Source organism: Nocardioides carbamazepini (assembly GCF_024614185.1).
Lineage (GTDB): Bacteria > Actinomycetota > Actinomycetes > Propionibacteriales > Nocardioidaceae > Nocardioides > Nocardioides carbamazepini.
Map to the genome: position 1 here is coordinate 514,121 of NZ_JAHTLF010000013.1, position 20,582 is coordinate 534,702.

Annotated in this window: 14 protein-coding genes; 9 read left to right on the forward strand and 5 right to left on the reverse strand. The window is 72.0% G+C overall.

The genetic code is table 11. The annotated features are described in order from the left end of the window. Positions 1–157: 157 nt before the first annotated feature. On the reverse strand, positions 158–1,234 hold the full coding sequence (locus tag KVF89_RS09345) for a mannose-1-phosphate guanylyltransferase (RefSeq protein ID WP_257425110.1): 1,077 nt from the start codon (positions 1,232–1,234) through the stop codon (positions 158–160). A 50-nt stretch (positions 1,235–1,284) separates the two neighbouring features. Here KVF89_RS09345 and KVF89_RS09350 point away from each other — a divergent pair, with 50 nt between their 5' ends. Beyond that, complete coding sequence (locus tag KVF89_RS09350; protein ID WP_257425112.1) at positions 1,285–2,013, forward strand: TIGR03089 family protein; 729 nt, start codon at positions 1,285–1,287, stop codon at positions 2,011–2,013. Between the two features lie 27 nt (positions 2,014–2,040). Here KVF89_RS09350 and KVF89_RS09355 read toward each other — a convergent pair whose 3' ends face one another. The 4 genes from KVF89_RS09355 to KVF89_RS09370 all read right to left on the reverse strand — a co-directional run bounded on the left by KVF89_RS09355 (position 2,041) and on the right by KVF89_RS09370 (position 15,185). Continuing rightward, positions 2,041–4,149 (reverse strand): N-acetylmuramoyl-L-alanine amidase, encoded by a 2,109-nt coding sequence (locus KVF89_RS09355; protein WP_257425113.1) that lies wholly within the window; start codon positions 4,147–4,149, stop codon positions 2,041–2,043. A 308-nt stretch (positions 4,150–4,457) separates the two neighbouring features. After that, the gene (locus tag KVF89_RS09360) at positions 4,458–10,244 is read right to left on the reverse strand and encodes a carboxypeptidase-like regulatory domain-containing protein (RefSeq protein WP_257425114.1); all 5,787 of its coding nucleotides are present in this window, start codon (positions 10,242–10,244) and stop codon (positions 4,458–4,460) included. After that, on the reverse strand, positions 10,241–12,805 hold the full coding sequence (locus tag KVF89_RS09365) for a carboxypeptidase regulatory-like domain-containing protein (RefSeq protein ID WP_257425115.1): 2,565 nt from the start codon (positions 12,803–12,805) through the stop codon (positions 10,241–10,243). The genes KVF89_RS09360 and KVF89_RS09365 overlap by 4 nt, the downstream gene beginning before the upstream one ends. Before the next feature lies 1 nt (position 12,806). After that, positions 12,807–15,185 (reverse strand): carboxypeptidase-like regulatory domain-containing protein, encoded by a 2,379-nt coding sequence (locus tag KVF89_RS09370; RefSeq protein WP_257425117.1) that lies wholly within the window; start codon positions 15,183–15,185, stop codon positions 12,807–12,809. Positions 15,186–15,436: 251 nt separating this feature from the next. Between KVF89_RS09370 and KVF89_RS09375 the strand changes: the two genes are divergently transcribed. The 8 genes from KVF89_RS09375 (at position 15,437) to KVF89_RS09410 (ending at position 20,306) form a co-directional block, all read left to right on the forward strand. Further along, complete coding sequence (locus KVF89_RS09375; RefSeq protein ID WP_257425118.1) at positions 15,437–15,991, forward strand: Pvc16 family protein; 555 nt, start codon at positions 15,437–15,439, stop codon at positions 15,989–15,991. Next, positions 15,988–16,449, forward strand: a complete 462-nt coding sequence (locus tag KVF89_RS09380; protein WP_257425119.1) for a septum formation family protein — start codon at positions 15,988–15,990, stop codon at positions 16,447–16,449. The genes KVF89_RS09375 and KVF89_RS09380 overlap by 4 nt, the downstream gene beginning before the upstream one ends. Positions 16,450–16,493: 44 nt before the next feature. Beyond that, complete coding sequence (locus KVF89_RS09385) at positions 16,494–16,883, forward strand: DUF4280 domain-containing protein (RefSeq protein WP_257425120.1); 390 nt, start codon at positions 16,494–16,496, stop codon at positions 16,881–16,883. A gap of 171 nt (positions 16,884–17,054) precedes the next feature. Beyond that, positions 17,055–18,626: a phage tail sheath family protein gene (locus KVF89_RS09390; protein WP_257425125.1), complete on the forward strand. Its 1,572-nt coding sequence runs from the start codon at positions 17,055–17,057 to the stop codon at positions 18,624–18,626. 50 nt (positions 18,627–18,676) lie between these two features. Then, positions 18,677–19,159, forward strand: a complete 483-nt coding sequence (locus KVF89_RS09395; protein WP_257425126.1) for a phage tail protein — start codon at positions 18,677–18,679, stop codon at positions 19,157–19,159. Further along, positions 19,156–19,653, forward strand: a complete 498-nt coding sequence (locus KVF89_RS09400; protein ID WP_257425130.1) for a hypothetical protein — start codon at positions 19,156–19,158, stop codon at positions 19,651–19,653. The genes KVF89_RS09395 and KVF89_RS09400 overlap by 4 nt, the downstream gene beginning before the upstream one ends. Positions 19,654–19,663: 10 nt before the next feature. After that, on the forward strand, positions 19,664–19,840 hold the full coding sequence (locus KVF89_RS09405) for a DUF6760 family protein (protein ID WP_257425131.1): 177 nt from the start codon (positions 19,664–19,666) through the stop codon (positions 19,838–19,840). After that, on the forward strand, positions 19,830–20,306 hold the full coding sequence (locus tag KVF89_RS09410) for a phage tail protein (protein WP_257425132.1): 477 nt from the start codon (positions 19,830–19,832) through the stop codon (positions 20,304–20,306). Before KVF89_RS09405 ends, KVF89_RS09410 begins: the two co-directional genes overlap by 11 nt. Positions 20,307–20,582 lie beyond the last annotated feature (276 nt).

Below are 20,582 nucleotides of genomic sequence, written 5' to 3' on the forward strand. Positions count from 1 at the left end.
GAACGAGCGACCGGAGCCGACGAGACCGGTGCTTTCCGCCGTGCCGGACGTATGCCGCCACGCGAACGCAGGACCTACGGAACTCGACCGCGTGCGCGGCAGCGCGGCGCGAGGAACGAGCGACGCGCTCGCGCCATCGAGCGCGTCGCTCGCGCCATCAGACCAGATCGTGGCGGCCCTGCTCCTTGAGTGCGGCCACGACCTTCTTGACCTCCTGCGCCCGGGCGCGGGTGGTCACGAGCAACGCGTCAGGGGTGTCGACGACGACCACGTCGTCGAGTCCGATGACGGCGACCGTCCGCCCGGAGCCGGGTACGACGATGCCGCTGGCGCCGATCAGCTGGGTGAGCCCGGCGTCGCCGAGGACGCTGCAGGCGTCGTCGTCGCCGAGCAGCGTGGCGAGCGAGTCGAAGTCGCCGATGTCGTCCCAGCCGAACCCGCCCGGGATGGTGACGACCCGCCCGGCCGCGGCCGCAGGCTCCGCCACGGCGTGGTCGATCGCGATCCGCGGCAGGGCCTCCCACAGCTCGGGGAGCCGGTCTGGCTCGGCCGCGATGGCGCGCAGGGTGGCGGCGAAGCCGGCGTCCTGCTCGGCGAGCAGGTCGAGCAGGACCGAGGGTCGTACGACGAACATGCCGGCGTTCCAGCGGTAGTGGCCGGTCGCGAGGTACTCCTCGGCCACCGGCACGGAGGGCTTCTCCACGAACTCGGCAACCTTGCGTGCCGTGGGATGGCCGGGCAGCTCCTCGCCCTGGCGGATGTAGCCGAAGGCGGCCGAGGCGAAGGTCGGCTCGATGCCGATGGTGACCAGCCAGCCGTCCCGCGCCGCGGCCACGGCGTCGGCGACGGCGGCCGCGAATCCACCCGGGTCGGTGATCACGTGGTCGGCGGCGAACGACCCCATCACCTCGGCACCCCGCTTCTCGAGCAGGGCCGCGGCGAGGCCGATCGCGGCCATCGAGTCACGGGCCGACGGCTCGGCGACGACGGCGTCCTCGGGGAGCATCGCGAGCTGGCCGCGGACCGCCGTACGGTGCGCCTCGCCGGTGACCACCAGCAGCCGGTCCCCCACCAGGGGGGCGAGCCTGGCCCGGGTCTGCTCGAGCAGTGACTCCCCGGCGCCCGTGAGGTCGTGCAGGAACTTCGGCGAGCGCGAGCGGGACAGCGGCCAGAGCCGGGTCCCGGCGCCGCCGGCAGGGACCACGGCCCAGAAGCCGGGGATCTCGTCAACCATGCGCCGCACCCTACGGCCTCACTCGTGATCCCCGGTCCTAGGCTCGGGGGGTGACGACGCCGACCACCTTCCCCGCCGTCCTGGCGGCCCGCCTGCGCACCGACCCCGGACAGCCGCTGGTGACCTTCTACGACCACGCGACCGGCGAGCGGGTCGAGCTGTCCGTGACGACGTGGGCGAACTGGGTGGCGAAGGCGAGCTCGCTGCTCGTCGACGAGCTCGGTCTCGAGCGGGGCGACCGGATCGCCCTCGACCTGCCGCCGCACTGGCTGGGAACGGTCTTCCTCGGCGCCGCGTGGAACTGCGGACTCACGGTCGCGGCGCCCGACGACGCCGATCTCGTCGCGGTCGCCTGCGGCCCCGACTCGCTGCCCGACTGGTCCGGGCGCGCCGCCGAGCTGGCGGTCCTGGCCTGCGCGCTGCTGCCGCTGGGCGTCCGGTTCGCCGAGCCCGTGCCGGCCGGCGTGACCGATGTCGGCGTCGACATCTGGTCCCAGCCCGACGCCTTCCAGGCCTGGGACCCGCCGCAGCCCGACGAGCTCGCGATCGAGACGGCCGGCCGATCCCTCACCCCGGCCCCGATGGGGAGCGAGGCGGCCGGCACCGGTCTGGTCGGTGCCGGCCGCCTGCTCACGGTCGCCGACCCCGTCATGGAGCCGGCGATCCTCTGCGAACCGCTCCTGTCGGGCGGTTCACTCGTCCTGGTCGCCCGGGCCGAGCCGGAGCGACTCGAGGCGACGTACGTCGCCGAGCACGCCACGGCCCGCTTCCCCGCCTGAACGACCAGGACGGATCGGTGAGGCGGGCTAGCCCGCGAGGTCGAACTTCTTCCGCTTCTTGAGCAGGATCGGCGTACCCAGCTTCTTGGCCTTCGCCTTCGGCACCAGGTACACCGCCCGTGTCGCCTTGTTCCGCAGCACGAGGACATTGGTCCCATTCGTGGCCATCGGGCCCAGGCCGATCACCCAGTCGTAGCCGCTCGCGGTGGACTTCATCGCCTTGCCCGGCGCCCAGGCGCCCGGGAGGATCCGGCTGTAGAGCGTCAGTGCGGAGCCGTTGCGGACCAGGGCGTCGGGCGCACTGTCCTTGTTCCACCGGCCGATGGGGACCAGCTTCTTGCCGGCCACCTGGCCCGTCGCGGGCACGCTCGCCTGGAAGCCGGTCAGGCCCTGGCCCGGGTACACGCGCATCACATCGCCCTTGGGCTGGCCGACCAGGTCCGGCAGGCCGTCACCGGTGACATCGCCCACCGCCGCCAGCATCTTCACGCCGCGAAAGCTGCTGGGCAGGACCTGCGCGGGGTGGAAGTTGCCTCCGCCCATGCCGCGGAACAGCACCGGCGCCTTGTCGCTCTTGCGGATCGCCATGATGTCGTTGAGGCCGTCGCCGTCCCAGTCACCGACGCGGAGCAGCTGCTTGGCCCAGGGCGCCTCGACGTTCGTCTTGACCGTCGCGGCGATGCGCCACGTGCCGTCGACCTTGTCGATGTCGTGCAGGACCAGGCGCCCGGACTTCTCGCTGCGTACGACGATGTCGGGGTTCGGCGAGCCGATGTAGCTGCCGTTCAGCTGACCGAGCAGCGCGCCCTGCTGCGCCTGGCTCGCGATCGCCCGGATCGCCGGGATCTGCGCGTACAGGTACTTGCCCGGGCAGGCGGTCTTCCCGGCGTCCTTGTGGCCGCTGATCGCGGCGAAGTACTTCGAGCCGACCTTCTGGCTCGGTGAGGCCGGGTCCACCCCGCTCAGCGAGAGCTTCCAGGCGAACAGGGCGCCGTAGGCGTTGATCACCTCAGGCGACGGCTGCGCGGTCTCGAAGTTGCCGATGGCCGACATGGCGAAGGAGTAGTCGTTGTAGCCGAGGGTGTGGGCGCCGACGACAGCCTTGTCCACGCCGCCGGCCCGGCCCTCCCAGATCCGGCCGAACCGGTCGACGAGGAAGTTGTAGCCGATGTCCGCCCAGCCGCGGGTCTTGACGTGGTACTTCCAGATGCCACGGAGGATCGCCGGAACGTCCTCCGGCTGGTAGTCGTTGGCATTCACCGTGTGGTGGACGAAGCCGGCGCTGACGGTGCCGTACTTGGGCTTGTAGCTCGCGTCCTCCGGAGCGCCCCACTGCGCCCGGGAGTAGATCTGGGGCTGTGGCGGACCGGTCGTGGCGGCCTGCATCGCGATCGCGCCCTCGGCGCCCTCGGCTCCCTCCGTCACCTCGGCGGTGCTGCGGGTCGTGGCCCCGGAGCCGGTCGTCTGGATCGCCGGCGACTCCTCGGCGGTGGCGGCCGGCGTACCGGGGTCGATGACGGCGACCTTCAGGTCCGCCGGGGCGTCCGCGGTCGTCTCGACCTGCACCTGGACCTCGTCGACGTCGCCGACCAGGACGGCCTCCGTGCCGGGACGCGAGCGCTGACCCTCGGCACTGGCCGGGTCGGGGCCGTGCTCGTCGTGATACTCCGCCGCGGTCCAGTCGCTCCACGCGTCGCCGGTGCGGGTGCGCACGTTGACGGTGATCGCCTCCTCGGCGATCTCGCTGCCGTGCGCCCAGGTCACGCCCACCGTGCCGAAGCCGGCGACCGGCAGGGCATCGCTGGTGACCTCGTCGCCTCCGTCGGCGAGCGGCTTCACGCTGCCGCGCAGTGCGACCCGGCCGCTGACGCCCGCGGGGGACGTGGTGAGCGGGTACTCCGTGACCGTGGCGTCGACGACGTCGGTCGGCACCGTCACCGGCGTGGTGGCCGCCTGCAGGGCGACCGCGCCGGGGTCGGCAGCGCCCGGCTCGGCGGGGCGGACCTCCATCGTGACGGTCCGGGCCGCCGGGGTGAGGACGGCGACGACGACGGCCAGCGCCAGCGCCTGCTGACACAGCGTCACGAACCGGCCTCGGCGCGTGCGTTCGGGGATCTCCGTGGGGTACGGCGACATGGCTCTGCTCCAGACGTGCGTGCGGGGAAGGTGTCACACGAGTAGCAACTTTCACATGCGTCACACGCGTCTGTGAAGGGATCGTGAGTAACTACAAACGTGTAATTTCCACTCGACACGCCGAGAACATGCAAATTTGTAGATCGGCCTCGGGCAGCGCTATCGGAGCCGTCGTACGGGCGCACTGCGGGCACTTCTGCGCCGGCTCGGCGCGAGTCCCGGCTCAATCTCCGCCGGCTCGGCGGGGGTTCCGATTCACTCTGCGCCGGGTCGGCGGGGGTTCCCGTTCAGTCTGCGCCGGGTCGGCGTCAGGGAGTCGTCGGCGGGAGCGGGAGGTTCAGCGTCACGCTCTGGGTGGCGGCGGCGACGGACACGTCCTGCTCGGTCACCGTGCGTCCGTCGGTCGTGGTGGCGGTGACGTGCCACTTCCCGGCCGGCAGGTCGAGCCCGAGCTCCCCCGTGGTGGCCACGCCCGTGGCGTAGGCCGCCGGCACGCTCGCGCTCTGGCCCGTCCCCGGCGCGATGGTGATGGTGCCCGCGACGGCCGTCGAGGTCCCGTCCAACCGGGTGCGCACGACGAGCGCTCCGGTGCCCTCCGTGAGCGTCAGGGCGACGGACCTGGCCGCGTCGCCGGCGGTGATCGAGACACTCTGGCTGACCGACGGCCAGAATGTCGAGGGCTGCGCGGAGGCGGTGATCGTGTGGCTTCCCGGCGGCAGATGGACCACCAGTCCCCCGGTGCTGCCGACCACGACCTGGTCGTCGGGGAGCGTGAGGCCGGAGATCGCGACCGTCGCCGACGCGGGCGCACTGTGGCCCGCGATCGGGGTGCCGGCGACGGTGATGGTCACCGGCGTCTCCACGACCGTGACCGAGGCGGAGATCTCGGCGCCGTTGGTGCGCACCACCACGTGGCCCTGGCAGTCGTTGGCCAGGGAGTCCTTGCCGGGCAGGTTCACCTGCCCGAAGTGCCCGCTCGGCAGGGTCAGCTCGATGTTCCAGCAGCCGTACGGCACCTGGGCGAAGGACACGGAGGTCCCGCTGACCGTCTGAGGTCCCAGGGGTGCGACGCCGGTCTCGGTCGACCTCAGCAGCACGGTCGCGCCGGTGAGGGCGGTGCCGCTCGGCGAGGTGACCAGGTCGACCCGCGCGGCCCGCAGGACCCGGACCATGGTCACCTGGAAGGTGGGCAGCGCGCCGACGGTGTGGTCGAAGGTGTAGGAGTCACCGACCAGGTCCTCGTACTTCCGCTTCTGGAACCGGGCCTGGTAGCTGCCGTTGGGCACGGTCCGGAACAGGAAGGTGCCGTTGGCCGCGGTCGTGGTCTGCAACGGCAGGCCGTCGGTTCCGGACGCGACCGTGGACGCGCAGGTGCCGCCGGTGCAGGCGTGCAGGGTCACCGTGACCCCGGACAGACCGCTCTGCGCGTCCACCGAGGTCACCGTGCCGCTCAGGCTGTTGGCGGCCCGGCTCACCGCCATCGCGAAGGTCTGGCCGCTGAGGCCCGTCTTGATCTCGACCTGGGCCGTCGAGACGACGACGCCGCTGCCCGACACCTGCAGGGTGTAGTTGCCGGGGATCGCATCGGTGAAGCGGTACCTGCCGGCGGTCCCGCCGACCGCGGCCGCGGTGGCGACGGTGGTCGTCCCCCGCAGCAGCTGGACGGTGGCACCGGTCAGCGCTGTCTGGTTCTGGTCCTTCACATCGACCGTGAAGTCGACGGGGATCACGTGCAGTCGCACGGTGGTCGTCGCGTCGACCCCGTCGACGACCCGCACCACGGTGCCGGCGAGGGCCGCGGACGGCGCACTGCCGGGCTTCACGGTCCGCCAGCCGGGCTGCTGTGCCGTCAGCAGCCAGACGCCGTCGGCGATGCCCTCGACCTGGTTGGTGCCGGACAGACTGAACCGGCCGTCGGCACCGGTCGTCGCCGGGAAGCGGACCGATCCGAGCGCCGTGCAGTAGTCCGCCTGTGCCGCCGGACCTGCCGGCAGCCAGTCGATGCACCGCGTCGCCGTGACGCCCGCCCCGGCCAGGCTGCGCACGTCGACGTCCGGGTCGGTCACCGGCGCGGCGGCGAGGACGCCCTCGACCGCACCGTCGATCCGGGCCATCGGGTCGAGGGTCGCGTCGCAGGCGGTCTGGGTGCCGGGAACGATCGTGATCTGCGACGACACCGCCGGGTCCGCGCCGACGGTGCAGCTCAGGGTCCCCGAGCCGAAGGCGTAGCCGGCCGCCTGCACACGCACGGTGTAGTCGGTCGGACCGGGCCGCAGGTCGGTGAAGGTCACCGCGTTGCCGTCGGTCGGCGACGTCTTCGTGCTCACCGGCTGCGTGCCGCGCAGCAGTGTGACGATCACGTTGTCGGCCGGCTGCGGAGAGCCCGCCTGGTCGAGCCCGAGCGCCTCGACCCGCAGCGTGCCGAGCTGGCGCAGGACCGGGCCGTCCGGAGCGCACGGCGTCGCCACCTGGCAGGTGAACGTGACCGGGTCGCTGACGTAGTCGCCCTTCGTCGCGGTCAGGGTGTAGGTGCCGGGGCGGATCGAGCCGGCCGCGTAGCGCGAGTCCTCCCACTGCAGGTCACCGCTGCCGTTGGCGGTGACGGTCACCGTGCCGACCGGGGTCGTCGTGGAGGTCACCGCGAAGGTCACGTCGGGGTACGACGGCGCCGTCCCCTCGGTCGTGATGCGGGAGCTGAACGCCACCGGGGACGGCGCGAGGTTCAGCGTCATCACCGACTGCATCTTCTTGTCGGTGACGACCAGCTCCTCGTACCCGGTCTTGGTGACCCGGATCCGCTGCGCGTAGTCCGAGGCGAAGTCCGCCTCGGTCAGCGCGGTCGCGCTGTAGGTCGCGTCGCAGGCGCCCTGGGCCACGACGGCGGTCGCCGGGTCGTGGAAGGCGACGCAGCCGTCACCGGTGTCGCTGGTCGCGGTCGCGGTGACGTGCTGGGGCGTGCTGCCGTCGTAGCTGCCGGGCGCGGTGATCTCCACCCGGGCGCCGTCGACCTGCTGGTTGCCGTCCGTGACGACCTGGGCGGTGAACAGGCCGGGACTGCGGCCCAGGGTGAGATAGACGACCGCGACCTGGTTGTCCAGGACGTAGACGTCGCCCGTGTCGGTACGCCGCCCCGTGGCGGAGGCGGTGAGCCGGTAGCCGCCGGGCGCCAGCGAGGTGAAGTGGACCCGCCCGTCGGCGCCGTACGTCCCGCTGGTGGCGGGGCCGGTGCCGCCGCCCGTCAGGATCGGCGCGATGGTGACGTCGGCACCGCCGAAGGGCTGGATCGCCCCGGTGCCGTCGAGCGCCTGCGGGATCACCTGGATCTCGGCCAGCCGGATGAACTCCAGGTTCTGGATCGTGGTCGACCCAGGGGCGAGATTGACCCGCACACCGGTCAACGGGGCGTAGGTGCCGTCGGTCATCCGGGCGGTCATCAGCCACGGCCCCGCCCGCGGCACCTCGAGCTCGTAGGGGTCGAGGTCCTCGACCCACTCGCAGACCGTCGTGGCCTCGTCCAGGATCCCCCGGGGCTCCCCCGGGGCCAGGCAGCTGCCGTCGGCGATCGCGGCCGCGCAGCTTGCGGTCGGTTGCGGGTCGCCGTCGGGGCTCGCCCAGATGCAGGTGCGGTTGTCGGTCGCGGGCACCCCGCTGGCCACGCGCAGGGTGCCGGAGATCACCGGGAGCTTGGTCAGCTCGGCCGTCGGCGCGATCGCCGTGGTCCCCAGCGGCAGCTGGACCCGGACGATGGCGCTCTCGTATCCCGGGGCGGAGACCAGCACCGAGTAGAGACCCGGCTCGAGACCCGGGCCGCCCGTGGCCGGGAGGATGTACTCCTCGTCGCCGGCGAAGGGCACGGTGATCTCGTCGCCGTTCTGGTCGGTGGTGGTGGCGTGGCACGGATCGGCCGCGGTGCAGTCGATCGGGTCGCCGCTGTAGAGGTCGACCGCACCGCCGCGGATCGTGGAGGTCGCCGGCAGCACGCCGCCGGGCAGGCGCTCGATCTCGGGGCTCACCGTGACCGTCTGCCCGGCGCGCACCTGCACCGTGAGCACGTGCGGCCCGAACTCGAAGTACTCGGTGGTCAGCTGGTAGGTGCCGGGCTCGACGCCGTTGAAGCGGAAGGCGCCGGCCTGTTGCCCCGGAGCCGCGTTGTCGGCCGTGGTGGTCGTCTTGTAGGCGAACTCGGCGTTGCTCAGCGTCATCCCGGCGCCGACGACCCGATCGCCGCTGGGAATCTCGCTGACGACGCCGGCGACCACTCCGCTGCTCAAGACCAGTTCGGCGTCGAGCTTGGCCCGGGACTGGCCCCGGCGGAGGTCGACGCGGCTGGTCTGGTCCTGATAGCCGTCGGCCGAGAAGGTGACGATGTAGGTCCCCGGCGCGGGCAGGTCGGGCAGCTGGTAGCGACCGGCCAGCTCCTGGGTGGTCACGGTGGTGGCGACGCGCTGCACGCCCTGCTCGTCGGTCGCGGTCACGGTCACCCCACCGATCCCGCCGAGGTCACCGCCCGACTCGAGACCCTCGACCGTGCCGGTCAGCGCGGCCACGCCGGGGACCAGGCGTACGTCGGCCGTGGCGGTGCCGCCCGCGTCCAGCGTCACCAGCCGGGACTCGGTGCCCAGCCCGAAGCTGGTGACCTGCACCAGGTAGCTGCCCGGGGTGTGCAGCCCGGAGACCGACCAGCCGCCGACCTTCTTGCGGGAGGCGCTGCTCGTGGTCAGGGTGCTGGTGCCGTCGCTGATGGTGACCGTCGCCGCTCCGACCGGGCCGTCCGGACCGCGGACCGTGCCGGACAGGTTGCCGTCGCCGGGCTGGAGGTCGACCTCCATCGGCTTCGTCGGATCGGCGGTGGCCGCGTCGACGACGAAGCTCTGGGGGTCGTAGCCCGGCTTGCTGAACGTCACCAGGTAGTAGCCGGGCGAGGTCACGTCGGGGAAGGACCAGGTGCCGTCCTCGGTCGTCGTGGCGGTGCGGGGACGGGGCACCTCCCCCGGCACCTGCAGGAGCACGGCCGACTGCGGCGTCTTGCCGTAGGCGGCCGGACGGACGGCGTCGGAGGCGCCGACGGCCTCCTCGTCGACCAGGGAGGTCGGCGCGAGGGTCACCGTCACGCCCGACGGGTCCTCGGCGCTGACCGTGCCGTTGAGCTGCAGGCCCTTCGGCGTGGCGGGCGACTCGGCCCGGACCACCTTGACCCGGCCCTTGCCGCCCGATCCCGATCCGCCGGCCGCGTCGCTCCCGTCCTCTCCGGAGCCGCCGTCGCCCTGCGCGCCGTCTCCGGCGGATCCGGCGACGGCCGAGTCCTCCGGATCGGACCCGAATCGGTCGGCGAGCGGCGGGATGAAGACCACCGCCGCCGTGATCCAGACGCCGACGACGGCCAGCAGCGCGGCGGCGCGAAGCCATGCGGTGCCGAGGACGGCGCGTTGCTGGGCGATGCCCCGGGCCCTGCGTACGACCTCGGCCGTGGTCGCCGTGACCGTCCAGGAGTGCTGGCTGGTGCCACCGAACGGTCGCGGCCGGGTCACGATCAGCCGCCCCGGGACCTGGACCTCCTCGCCCGCGGCGATGGTCACGACCTGGCGCTTGAGACGGACCTCCAGCCCTGGGGTCGCGCTGCCCTGCAGCTCGGTGGTGGTGTCGACGGTGCTGCCGTTGCGGAGCACGACGCTCAGCCGCTGCCGCCGGATCAGCGAGGACCGCTCGGGGGTGACCTCGAGCTGGAACTGCGCGCGGGGGTTGACCACCAGGGTCACCTCCCCGATCGCGGTCGGCTCCGGTGCGGGACGGTTCGTCCCGGGGATCAGGGCCTGGACGGTCACCGCCACGGGGTAGCGGGCCGGCAGCGTTCCGGCCGTCGGCGTGAGCCGGACCTCGAGGGTCTCCGACGCGCCCGGGGCGACCACTCCGGTGCGGATCGGCCCGGGCAGCCACGACGGGTCCACGCCCACCGTCATCAGCGTGTAGCTCCGTGGCTCGCCGACGGTGTTGGTGACGACCGCGGTGAGCGTGGCCGCCGTGCCGGCGGCGGTCCGGACCAGCTCCGGGACCAGGACCCCCGGCGGCAGCGGGGGCTCGATCGGCGGCATGCTCATGGCGTCACACTCACGTTCCTGGTGGCCTGCTGGCTGGCTGCGACGGTCGCGTTGCCCGAGCCGATCGGCGCGGCGCCCTGGGTCCGGCGTACCTGGACGACGTACACCTCCGGAGCGTCGACGTCGGCGAACTGGTAGTTGCCCGCCGCGTCGGTCCGGGTGGTCCGGTAGACGGAGCCGGGATAGCTGCCGGCGCGGTACAGCTCGACGAGGTAGCCGCCACCCACCGGCGCCCCCGAGTCGGCGACGGTGACGGATCCGCTCAACGACGCCGCCTTGGCGAGCTCGGGGCTGTAGTCGCGGGTGTCCCCCGCCGCGAGCTGGAGGATCGTCGAGGTGGGGCGGACCCCCGCTCGGCTCACGCTGACGGTGTAGGTGCCGGGCGGCAGGCCCTCGACCCGGTAGCGACCGCGCTGGTCCGACGGGACCGAGGCCGTGGTCACCCGATAGGTCGACGAGCCGGAGCTCAGCTCGACCGTCACCTCGCCGACCGGCCGCACCACGTTGTCGAGGGCCGGCTGGGTGACCCGCCCCTCGAGCACGGTCGTGGACGACTTCATCACGGTCTCGATGCCGTTGGAGGTGACGGTGGCGCCGATCGAGGACGGCGTGATCGTGCCGACCTGGTCGAGGGTGACCGACACGGTCTGCGCGGCCAGGTCCGAGCGGGAGAACGTGACCGTGTAAGTGCCGGGCAGGTCGAGGCCGGAGACCTTCCAGTTGCCCACCTTCCCCGAGCTCTGGGTCGCTGTCTCCACGGTCCGCACCCCGTCGGTGATGGTGACCGTGACGCCCGCGGCCGGGCCGCCACCGCTGAGCAGCGCGCGGCCGCTCAGGCTCCCGGAGGAGGCGCCGAGGCTGAGGGCCACACCGGTCAGCTCCTGGCCGTCCGCGAGGGTGAGGCTCAGGGTCTGCGACGCGTAGCCCTCCTTGCTCGCGACCAGCGTGTAGACGCCGGGGGTGGGCAGGCGGCGCAACGTGAAGCTGCCGACGTCGCCGCTGCTCAGCGAGACGGTCGACGAGGAGGACTCTCCCGACGTGGCGGTGATCGTCACCCCGTCGATCGGCTTCCCGTTCGACGTCACGCTGCCGCTGATGATCCCGTTGCCCCGGATCAGGTTGATCTCGACGCCCTCGCGCGCCTCCCCCGCCGCGACGTCGACGCGCTGGGTCGAGGTGGCGTACCCCTTCTTGGTCACCACCAGGTCGTAGACGCTCGGCGACGGCACGTTGGCGAAGGTGAAGGTGCCGTCGGCCGCGACCGGGGCGGTGTCGACCGTCGCGCCGCCGGTGCCCGTCACCGATCCCGCCGCGGCAGGAGCGCCCGGTGCGGCGACGGGTGCCGTGTCGGGGGTGCGCAACGAGACGGTGGCATCCGCGATGTCCTCGCCCAGCACGGTGCCGCTGATCGTGGCCGGGGTCCCCCCGAGGGCCACGTCGAGGCCGGCGACCCGGTGGTCGGCCTCGACGGTGATCGTCTCCGCGTTCTCGACGCCGAGGGACTGCGGGTACCACAGCGGCTCGAATCCCGCCCCGCGGAAGACGAGCTTGTAGTCGCCGGCGGCCAGGCCGTCGATCCGGTAGGCCCCTTCGGCGTCGGTCGCATCGGACGCCAGTGGCGTCACCAGGTCCTCGGCGCTGTAGACGTTGACCGCCACGCCGGAGACCGGGAGGCCGGTCGTCAGCAGTCGCACCGTTCCCGCCACGCCGGAGTTGCCGCTCGTCGTCCCCGATCCGTCCGCGGCGGCGATCTCGAGGGCGAGGTTGCGGTCGGCCGCCGACTGACCGACCAGGCGGGAGAGCGCGATCGTCAGCACCAACGCGAAGACCGTCAGGGCGGCGAGGAGGCCGAGCAGACCGATCGGGCCGCGGGACAGCACCGCCGTCTGCACCATCGAGGCCGTGGTCGCGGGCCGCTGCTCCGGGTCGGGCGGCCGCGGCGCCTCCTGGTTGCGGTCCGCGGTCGCCGGCGGACTGCCCTCGACGAGGTGGACGTCGAGGACGCGCACCACCGGCTGCCCGATCAGCGGGCGGCGACCGCGCGCCCGCAGGTCCACGACGGCGTGCTCGCCGGGCGCCAGGTCGATCACCGGTGGGTCGAACCGGTAGTGCATCGCGCTCTCGGCGTCGAGCCCCGCCAGCCAGCCGCGGGCCGGCGTGTTGCCGTTGTTGTCGATCAGCAGGCTGAACCGGCCGGTGCGGCCGGCGGTCAGCGTGACCGGGTCGATCCGGACCTGCGTACTCGGGGCCTCCGGCACGAGCAGCACGAACTCCTCGACCGTGCTGCGCTCGGGCGGCGTCAGCTCGCGCACCTGGACCGCCATCCGGCGCTCGCCCGCGGCCAGTCCGGCCGGCACGGTCACCGTCGCGATCAGGGTGCGGGACTCGTCGGGGAAGAGCGAGATCCGGTCGTCCTCGAGCTCGACCCACGACGGGTCGGCGCCGAGCAGCCGGAGGGAGTAGCCGCCGATGACGGTGCCCGGGTTGGTGATCGTGATCGCGATCGACTGCGGGATCCCGGCCGAGACCTCGACCCGCGCCGGGCTGACGGAGACCCTCATGTCAGCTCGTCTCCTCGAGTGCGAGGTTCAGATCGGCGTCCTGGCCGGCCCGGATCCGCACCAGGCCGGTCTGCTGGGTCCACCCCGGCATCGTGGCGGTGACGCTGTACCAGCCGGGCTTCAGTCCGGCGAACAGGTAGCCGCCGTTCGGCAGCGCTCCGCCACGGCCGCTGGACGTGGTCCGGAAGGTCTCGGTCCCGCTGCTCACCGTCACCATGACGCCGTCGAGCAGGCCGCCGCCGGGTCGGGTGACCTTGCCCCTGAGGTCGCCGAGCTCCGTGGTGAGCTGCAGGTCGACGGCCGCGGCCGGTCCGTCCGCCGAGAGGCTGAACGGCCGGGTCTCGGGGGCGTAGCCCGGCGCGGTGACGGTCAGCGTGTAGTCCCCCGGAGCGGGCAGGTCGCTGAACGCGAAGCTGCCCACCTTGCCCGTGGTCAGTGTGGTCGTGGCCGGTGATCGCCCGTCCGCGGTGACCGCCCCGCCGACGACGACGGTGACACCGCCGATCCCGCCGTCGGAGCCGCGGACGACCCCGCTGACGCTCCCGGTGCCGGCGGTGAGCTTCTGGTCGAATCCGGTCCGGCTCTCTCCCGGGTCGAGCGCGACGGTCTCCGTCCGGCTCCCGTGTCCCTCCGCCGTGAAGGTGAGGACGTAGGTGCCCGGTGTCGGCAGGTTCTGGAGCGCGTAGGTGCCGACGCTTCCGACGGTCGGCGTGATGACCGACACCGCCTCGCCGTCGACGGTCGTGCTCACGGTGACCCCGCCCAGCGGCCCGGCTCCTCCCCGCACGACACCGGAGATCTGGCCGCCGCCGGCGCTCAGCAGGACGGTCGGCTGGATCCGGTTCTCGCCGCCGGCGAGCTTCTGGGTCACCGTCGTCGGGCGATAGCCGGCCGCCACGAAGCTGAGCTCGTAGGCGCCCGGGGCCTGCAGGCCGGTCAGCACGTAGCCGCCCGCGGCGTCGGTGGTCGTGGTTGCCGCCGGTGGCGCGTCGGCGGCACTGCTGAGCAGTCGGGCCGACACGGTCGTGGCGACCGGAACGAGCGAGTCGCCGGGGTCGACCGTCCCGGAGATCGATCCGTTCTGTCCGCCGATGACCACGTCGATGCCGTCCACGGTGCCCTGCGCCTCGGCCGGGATCTCCTTCGCCCCGCCGCGTCCGCCGCCGGGCGCGGACTGCCCGCCGCCGCCGACCTCGCCGCCGCTGGCGGGGCTGCCGTACCAGACGGTGTCGTAGCCCTTGGCCGAGAACTTGAGCCGGTACGACGTCGGGAACAGCCCGGCCAGCGTGTAGCTGCCGTCGCTCTGCGTCGCGCCCGAGCTGACCTTGACCAGCCGGCCGTCCCGTCCGGACCGGTAGGCCTCCACCAGGATCCGGCCGACCGCGCTGTTGTCGCTGCGCGCGGTGACGGTGCCGCCGATCTGGCCGCCGACCCCCGGTGGCAGCAGCCCGCTCTTCGGCAGGGCGTCCGCCGGTCCACCGCCGCTCCCGTCCGCCCCGTCGCCGTCGGCGCCCGCCGCCGCGGCGAAGAAGGAGGCCGGTGCGGTCTTGGTCAGCGGGTCGCCCGCGAAGACGTTGATCAGGCCGAAGAGGAAGATCGCCGCCCACAGCGCGACCACCGACGCCAGGATCAAGAAGGTGAGCAGCCCGCGGCTGATCAGCGGCCGCTGGCGCAGTTGGACCGTGGTGCTGTGGGAGAGGGCGGGATCTCCCTCGACCGCCGGGTCCGCGGCCGGCGACGGATCGGACTCCGTCACCGTCCCGGCCCCGACCACCGCACCGATCGCGACGCCTGCCGGGGTGCCGACGATCTCGATGCCGGCGGTGCGGTCGACCTCGGATCCGGTGATCATCCGCGGGCCGCGGACCACGGCCATCACGGAGGTGGTGGTGCCGGCCTCCAGGCGCAGCGACCCGGGAGACAGCCGGAGCGTCGTACCGGCGTCCCCCGGGGTGCTGGAGAGTACGACGTCGAGCGGCACGTTGCCGTGGTTGGTGAGCGCGATCACGAACCGGCCCGATCGGCGGGCCCGGACCATCCGCGGCTCCCGGACCACACCGAGCAGGGGTCGCGCGGCCACGTCCAGGTCGACGTCGGCGTGCTGGACGGCGCCGGTGGTGTGGGACACCACCTCGACGGTCAGCGGATGCCGGCCCGCCGGCTGGGCCTCCGGAAGGCGGACGGTGAGCTCGAACTCGCCCTCCGCCTCCGGGAAGAGCGGCAGCATCTCCGGCTCGGCGTGCACCTCCGCACCGTCGGCACCGACCAGCCGGGCCGACAGTCCGTCGATGATGGTGCCCGTGTTGACGACCTTCACCAGGATCCGGGAGACGGATCCTGGGTCCGCTGCGATTTCTCGCTGCGGGGTCGACAGCTGCATCGGCTTCCACCTGATTTCAGGCACGCGTCAGTGCCGGCGAGAGATTCCGCCGGTCAGCGTGCATTGGGGGCGCCTCGCATCCTAGGAACGTCGGCGTGATCCTGCAGCGGAATCGGAAAACGGCCCCGATCTGACCGACCACCTGCGGATCCTCGCGGTGCGGCACTAGATTGGGCGGTCCATGCCGGCCACGGCCGGCACCCGAGCTCGGACGATCTCACCTCCGGTCGAAGCAGAGGCCTCCCCCCATCGTGTTCATCAGCAACGTCGACGCCGCGCTCGAGCAGCTCGTGCGCGACCGGCTCGCCCTCACCGAGGACGTCGGCGAGGTCTCCTTCGCCACGCCGGACAAGGAGTGGGCGGCGAAGCAGACCCGGATCACCGTGAACGTCTTCCTGTACGACGTGCAGCGCAGTGCCGACCCGTCGCGGTCGGTGACCCGGCCCGACGACGCCGAGGCCCGGCGCTTCCGGCGCCCGCAGCCGATGATCCAGCTCAGCTACCTGATCAGCACCTGGGCCGGGGGGCCGCGCGACGAGCACCAGCTGCTGAGCGACCTGGTCAGCCTGCTGGCCGGCACCGAGATCGTGCCGGCCACGATCACCCCGCCCGGCCTCTCCTCGACGATCCGTCTCTCCCTCGGCGACGACCGGCACGCGGCGCGAGAGATCTGGCAGGCGCTGGGCGGCACGCTGCGACCGGCCGTCCAGGTCAGGGCGACCGTGGCGGCCGACACGTTCGCCTGGGAGGACCAGGCCCCGGCCGTCGAGCGGATCGCCGCCATGGCGGATCGGATCCGGAGATGAGGCGCAGGGTCGTCGCCCCGGCACTGCTCTCCGGGACCGCGATGCTCTTGTTGGCGGGCTGTGGGTGGTTCGGCGACGACGACACCGCGGGCACCTCGGTCTTCGACGCCGAGCCGGGGATGTGCTTCCGCTCGCTCGACCAGGTCAAGGCCCAGGTCGGCGACCTCGACCAGGTCTCCTGCGCCGATGCCCACGCGCTCGAGGCCTACGCCGTGGTGCCCTACGACAAGGAGGGCAGCACGTTCCCGGGAGAGGAGGAGCTGACCGCCTTCGCCGACGGCCACTGCGCACAGGAGTTCCGTGACTACGTCGGGGTGGACTACCTCGACTCCGACCTGTTCTTCACCTATCTGCTGCCCTCCCCACGCAGTTGGGAGGAGGACGACCGTGACGTGCTCTGCGTGATCACCACTGCCGGGGAGCCACTCACGGCCTCCGTCAAGGACAGCGAACGCTGAGCGTCCACCGACCCACCTGAGTCCCCCGCCGATCGGAGCCCGCCATGCCCATCCCCGTCGTGAACGGCGCTCAGCTGATGTGCAGCTTCGGGATCTCGCCCGCCCCCCTGACGGTGCCGCCGACCAAGCGGACCATGATCGGCAAGCAGCCGGTGGCTGTCATCACGGACATCCTGCCGCTCGCCAACATCGGCTCCTTCGGGATGTGCAACTCACTGGCCAACCCGCAGGTGGCGGCGGCCACGTCGGCCGCCCTCGGGGTGCTGACCCCGATGCCGTGCGTCCCCGTGCCCGCCGGACCGTGGGTGGGCGCCGGACCGTCGCCCCTCGTGGGCTCGCTGCCGGTCGTTCAGAACAACTGCACCCTGAACTGCGCGTGGGGCGGGGTGATCCAGGTGATCGCTCCTGGCCAGTTCACGACGCAGACCGGGTGAACCCGCCGCACAGCGGCCATCCGTCCGAGATCACAGGAGACAGCGCGTATCTCGGGAGCAGTTTCGTCGTTTTGCACTTTTCGCGCCTCGGCATGCAGCACGATTGATCTGGTCGGCTCTTTCGGGCCCCCAGCACCCCAGCACCCCCGTACCGAGAGCGAGTCCGTTGCCATGCCCACCTACACCGCCCCCGGCGTGTACGTCGAAGAAGTCGTCTCGTCTCAGAAGGTGCTCTCGTCCGCACCGACTGCCGTCGCCGCGTTCGTCGGGTTCACCGAGCGGGCTCCGCTCGACGACCCGAACGACCCTCAGGGCCTGGCACCGCGCCTGGTCACCAGCTGGAACCAGTTCGAGGCGCTGTACGGGGGCTTCGCTCCGGGCTGCATGCTGCCCCTGTCCGTCTACGGCTACTTCGCCAACGGCGGCAGCATCGCCTACATCTGCCGGGTGCCGAACGTCGAGCCGGCCGGCGAGCCGTCCCGCATCGAGCTGCCCGCGAGCGACCGGGCGCTCGGCCTGCCCGTCGCGATCGAGAGCCTGGAGCCGGACGCCGACATCACGGTGCAGATCAGCACCGACGACGCCGGCACCGACGAGGACGCCGTCGCCACCTTCACCATGACCATCCTCGAGGGTGGCGAGCCGGTGGAGTCGTTCCCCCGTCTCGACCTCTCCGGCGGAGCGACCGGTGTCGCGACCGCCGTCAACGGGACCTCCACCAAGGTCAAGGTCGACCTGCTGGTCGAGAAGGACGTCGACCTGTCCGGCCAGCTCGAGCTGATCCGCCCCGGCGTCTACGACCTGGTGAAGGCGGCGCCGGTGCCGGTGCCCGTCAACGGCCGCAAGTTCGCGGGCTCCGAGTCCGCACGGGCCGGCATCAACGGCCTGGCCGTCGCCGAGGACGTCACCATGGTGCTGGTGCCCGACCTGGTCACCGCGGCCACGCAGGAGGACGGCACGATCGACCTGTCGCTGTGGAAGGCCGTGCAGACCGCGCTGATCTCCCACTGCGAGCAGCACGGCAACCGGATGGCGGTGCTGGACGCGCCTCCGGGCATGAGCCCCCAGCAGATCAAGGAATGGCGCAGCGACGTCGCGATGTACGACTCGGCGTACGCCGCGCTGTACTACCCCTGGATCAAGGTCGACAACCCGATCGGCGTCAACGGCGACCGCGAGATGCTGATCCCGCCGTCCGGCCACATCGCCGGCGTGTGGGCGCGGACCGACGAGACCCGCGGCGTGTGGAAGGCCCCCGCCAACGACACCATGCGCGGCGTGCTCGACATCGAGCGCAATGTGACCCAGAACGAGCAGTCGCTGCTCAACCCGATCGGCATCAACTGCATCCGCCCGTTCGGCACCCGCGGCATCCGGGTCTGGGGCGCCCGGACCCTCGCGTCCGACACCGACTGGCAGTACATCAACGTCCGCCGTCTCTTCAACATGGTCGAGGCCTCGATCCTCACCGGCACCCAGTGGGCGGTGTTCGAGCCCAACGACATCACCCTGTGGGAGGGCGTCAAGCGCACCCTCAACGCGTACCTTCGCGGCCTGTGGTCGGCCGGAGCGCTCTTCGGCGCCAACGCCGACGAGGCGTTCTACGTCAAGTGCGACGCCGAGACGAACCCGCCGGAGTCGATCGACGCGGGCCTGCTGATCGTCGAGGTCGGCATCGCTCCCGTGAAGCCCGCGGAGTTCGTGGTCTTCCGGATCAGCCAGAAGAAGCAGTCGGCTTCCTGACCGGCCGCCCCGACTAACCCCATCGCGCAGACGAGAACCAAGGATCCGACATGCCCAACGATGCACTCATCAGCAACGACCCGATCGTCTCCAGCAACTTCTTCCTGGAGATCGACGGCTCGATCGTGACCATCCTCAGCAGCGTCTCCGGCCTCGACGTCGAGGTCGACGTCGTCAGCATCGAGCAGGCCGGCGCGAACGGGAAGGTGCAGGTGGTCAAGACGCTCGGCAAGTCCACCAAGGCGCCGGACATCAGCCTGGTCAGGATGGCCCCGCCCGACTCCACCCAGGACAAGCTCTGGGGCTGGTTCAACGACATCAGGGACAAGGGCATCCTGCTCAGCGACCGGTCCAACAACCGCAAGAACGGCTCGATCGTCATGTACGACTCGACCAACGCCGAGATCGCCCGGTTCAACTTCACCAACGGGTGGCCGAGCAAGATCGCGACCGACCAGCTCAGCATCGACTCCAACGACCCCGTCAAGGAGACCATCACGCTGACCGTCGAGAGCCTGTCGCGCGTCAAGTGAGCGCACTGCGGACGACCTACGAGTTCACGCTCCCGCGGGGGTACGTGGACGACGACGGGATGGTGCACCGGACCGGCACCATGCGGCTGGCGACGGCCCGCGACGAGCTGGAGCCCTTGCGGGACCCGCGCGTCACCGGTCCGGACGACCCGCGGCTGACGGTCCTGGTGCTCGCCCGGGTGATCAGCAAGCTCGGCGACCTGCCCCAGGTGACGATGCACGAGATCGAGGGCCTGTTCGCCGTGGACCTGGCGTACCTGCAGGACTTCTACGGCGTCATCAACTTCGGCAACCAGGCCGAGTTCGACGCGCTCGTGCAGGCCCAGATGGGCACCCAGCTCGTGGTCGACCAACCGTCTCCGGAGCGGACACCCGCTCCGGAGACGGTGGCGGCCGCGCCGCCCGTCATCGAGGACGTCGTGGGCGAGGCCGTCGTCGAGTCCCGTCCCACCCTGCGGCACGCCGTCGAGGAGCTTCCGCGGAAGAACGGTTGAGGCATCCGCCATGTTGCGCTACCCCACCGACGCCCTGTGGCAGGAGATCGCCTATCTCGCGTACCACCTGCACTGGTCGATGGGCGATCTGCTGGACCTCGAGCACATGGACCGGGTCCGGATGGTGCGGGCGGTCGTCGCCCTGAACGAACGAGCGTGGGAGGCGGTGCGGGAGCATGCCCAGTAGCAGTGTCACCCCGCTCGGGGGCGATCTCCCCGCAGCGAACCGGTTCATCTTCGAGCTCGACGGCACCGAGATCGGCGTCTTCCGGGAGGTCCAGGGCCTCCAGGTCACGGTCGCCGTGCACGAGTTCGCCGAGGGTGGGCAGAACTCCTACTCCCATCGGGTGCCCGGACGCATGTCCTGGCCGCACCTGCTCTTCAAGCGGGGCCTGACCGACAGCAACGCCCTGTTCGAGTGGCTGGAGCGCAGCTCGGGTGAGGGGTTCGCCGCCGCGGGCAGCAAGCTGACCCGGTCGACCGGTGCCGTCACCGCGATCGACACCACCGGCACCCGGCTGCGCACCTGGGAGTTCCTCGACGTCTTCCCCGTGCGGTGGCGCGGCCCCGACTTCTCGATCGGCAGCCCGACGCCGCTCGAGGAGGAGCTGGAGGTCGCTCACCACGGGTTCCGGGCCAGGACCGTGACGTGAGCGGGGACGTCGTGCCGGCCACCGACGCGAACCGGCTCGGCCGGGCCGCGGCCGGGCGGCTCCGCCTGCCGGCCGCCACCGGCGCACGCCAGAGCCAGCGACAGGTCGGCATCCTGGCCCGTTCCGTCGGCCGCTTCGCCAGCGGCGTGTCTCGGCCGGTCGACGTCCGGGTCGCCCTGCGCGGCCCTGGCCTGTCCGCCGGTGAGATGCGCCCGCCACGCTGGTGGACCCCGATCGCGCAGGAGGCCGCGGACGCGCCGGCGGCCGGCGGCATCG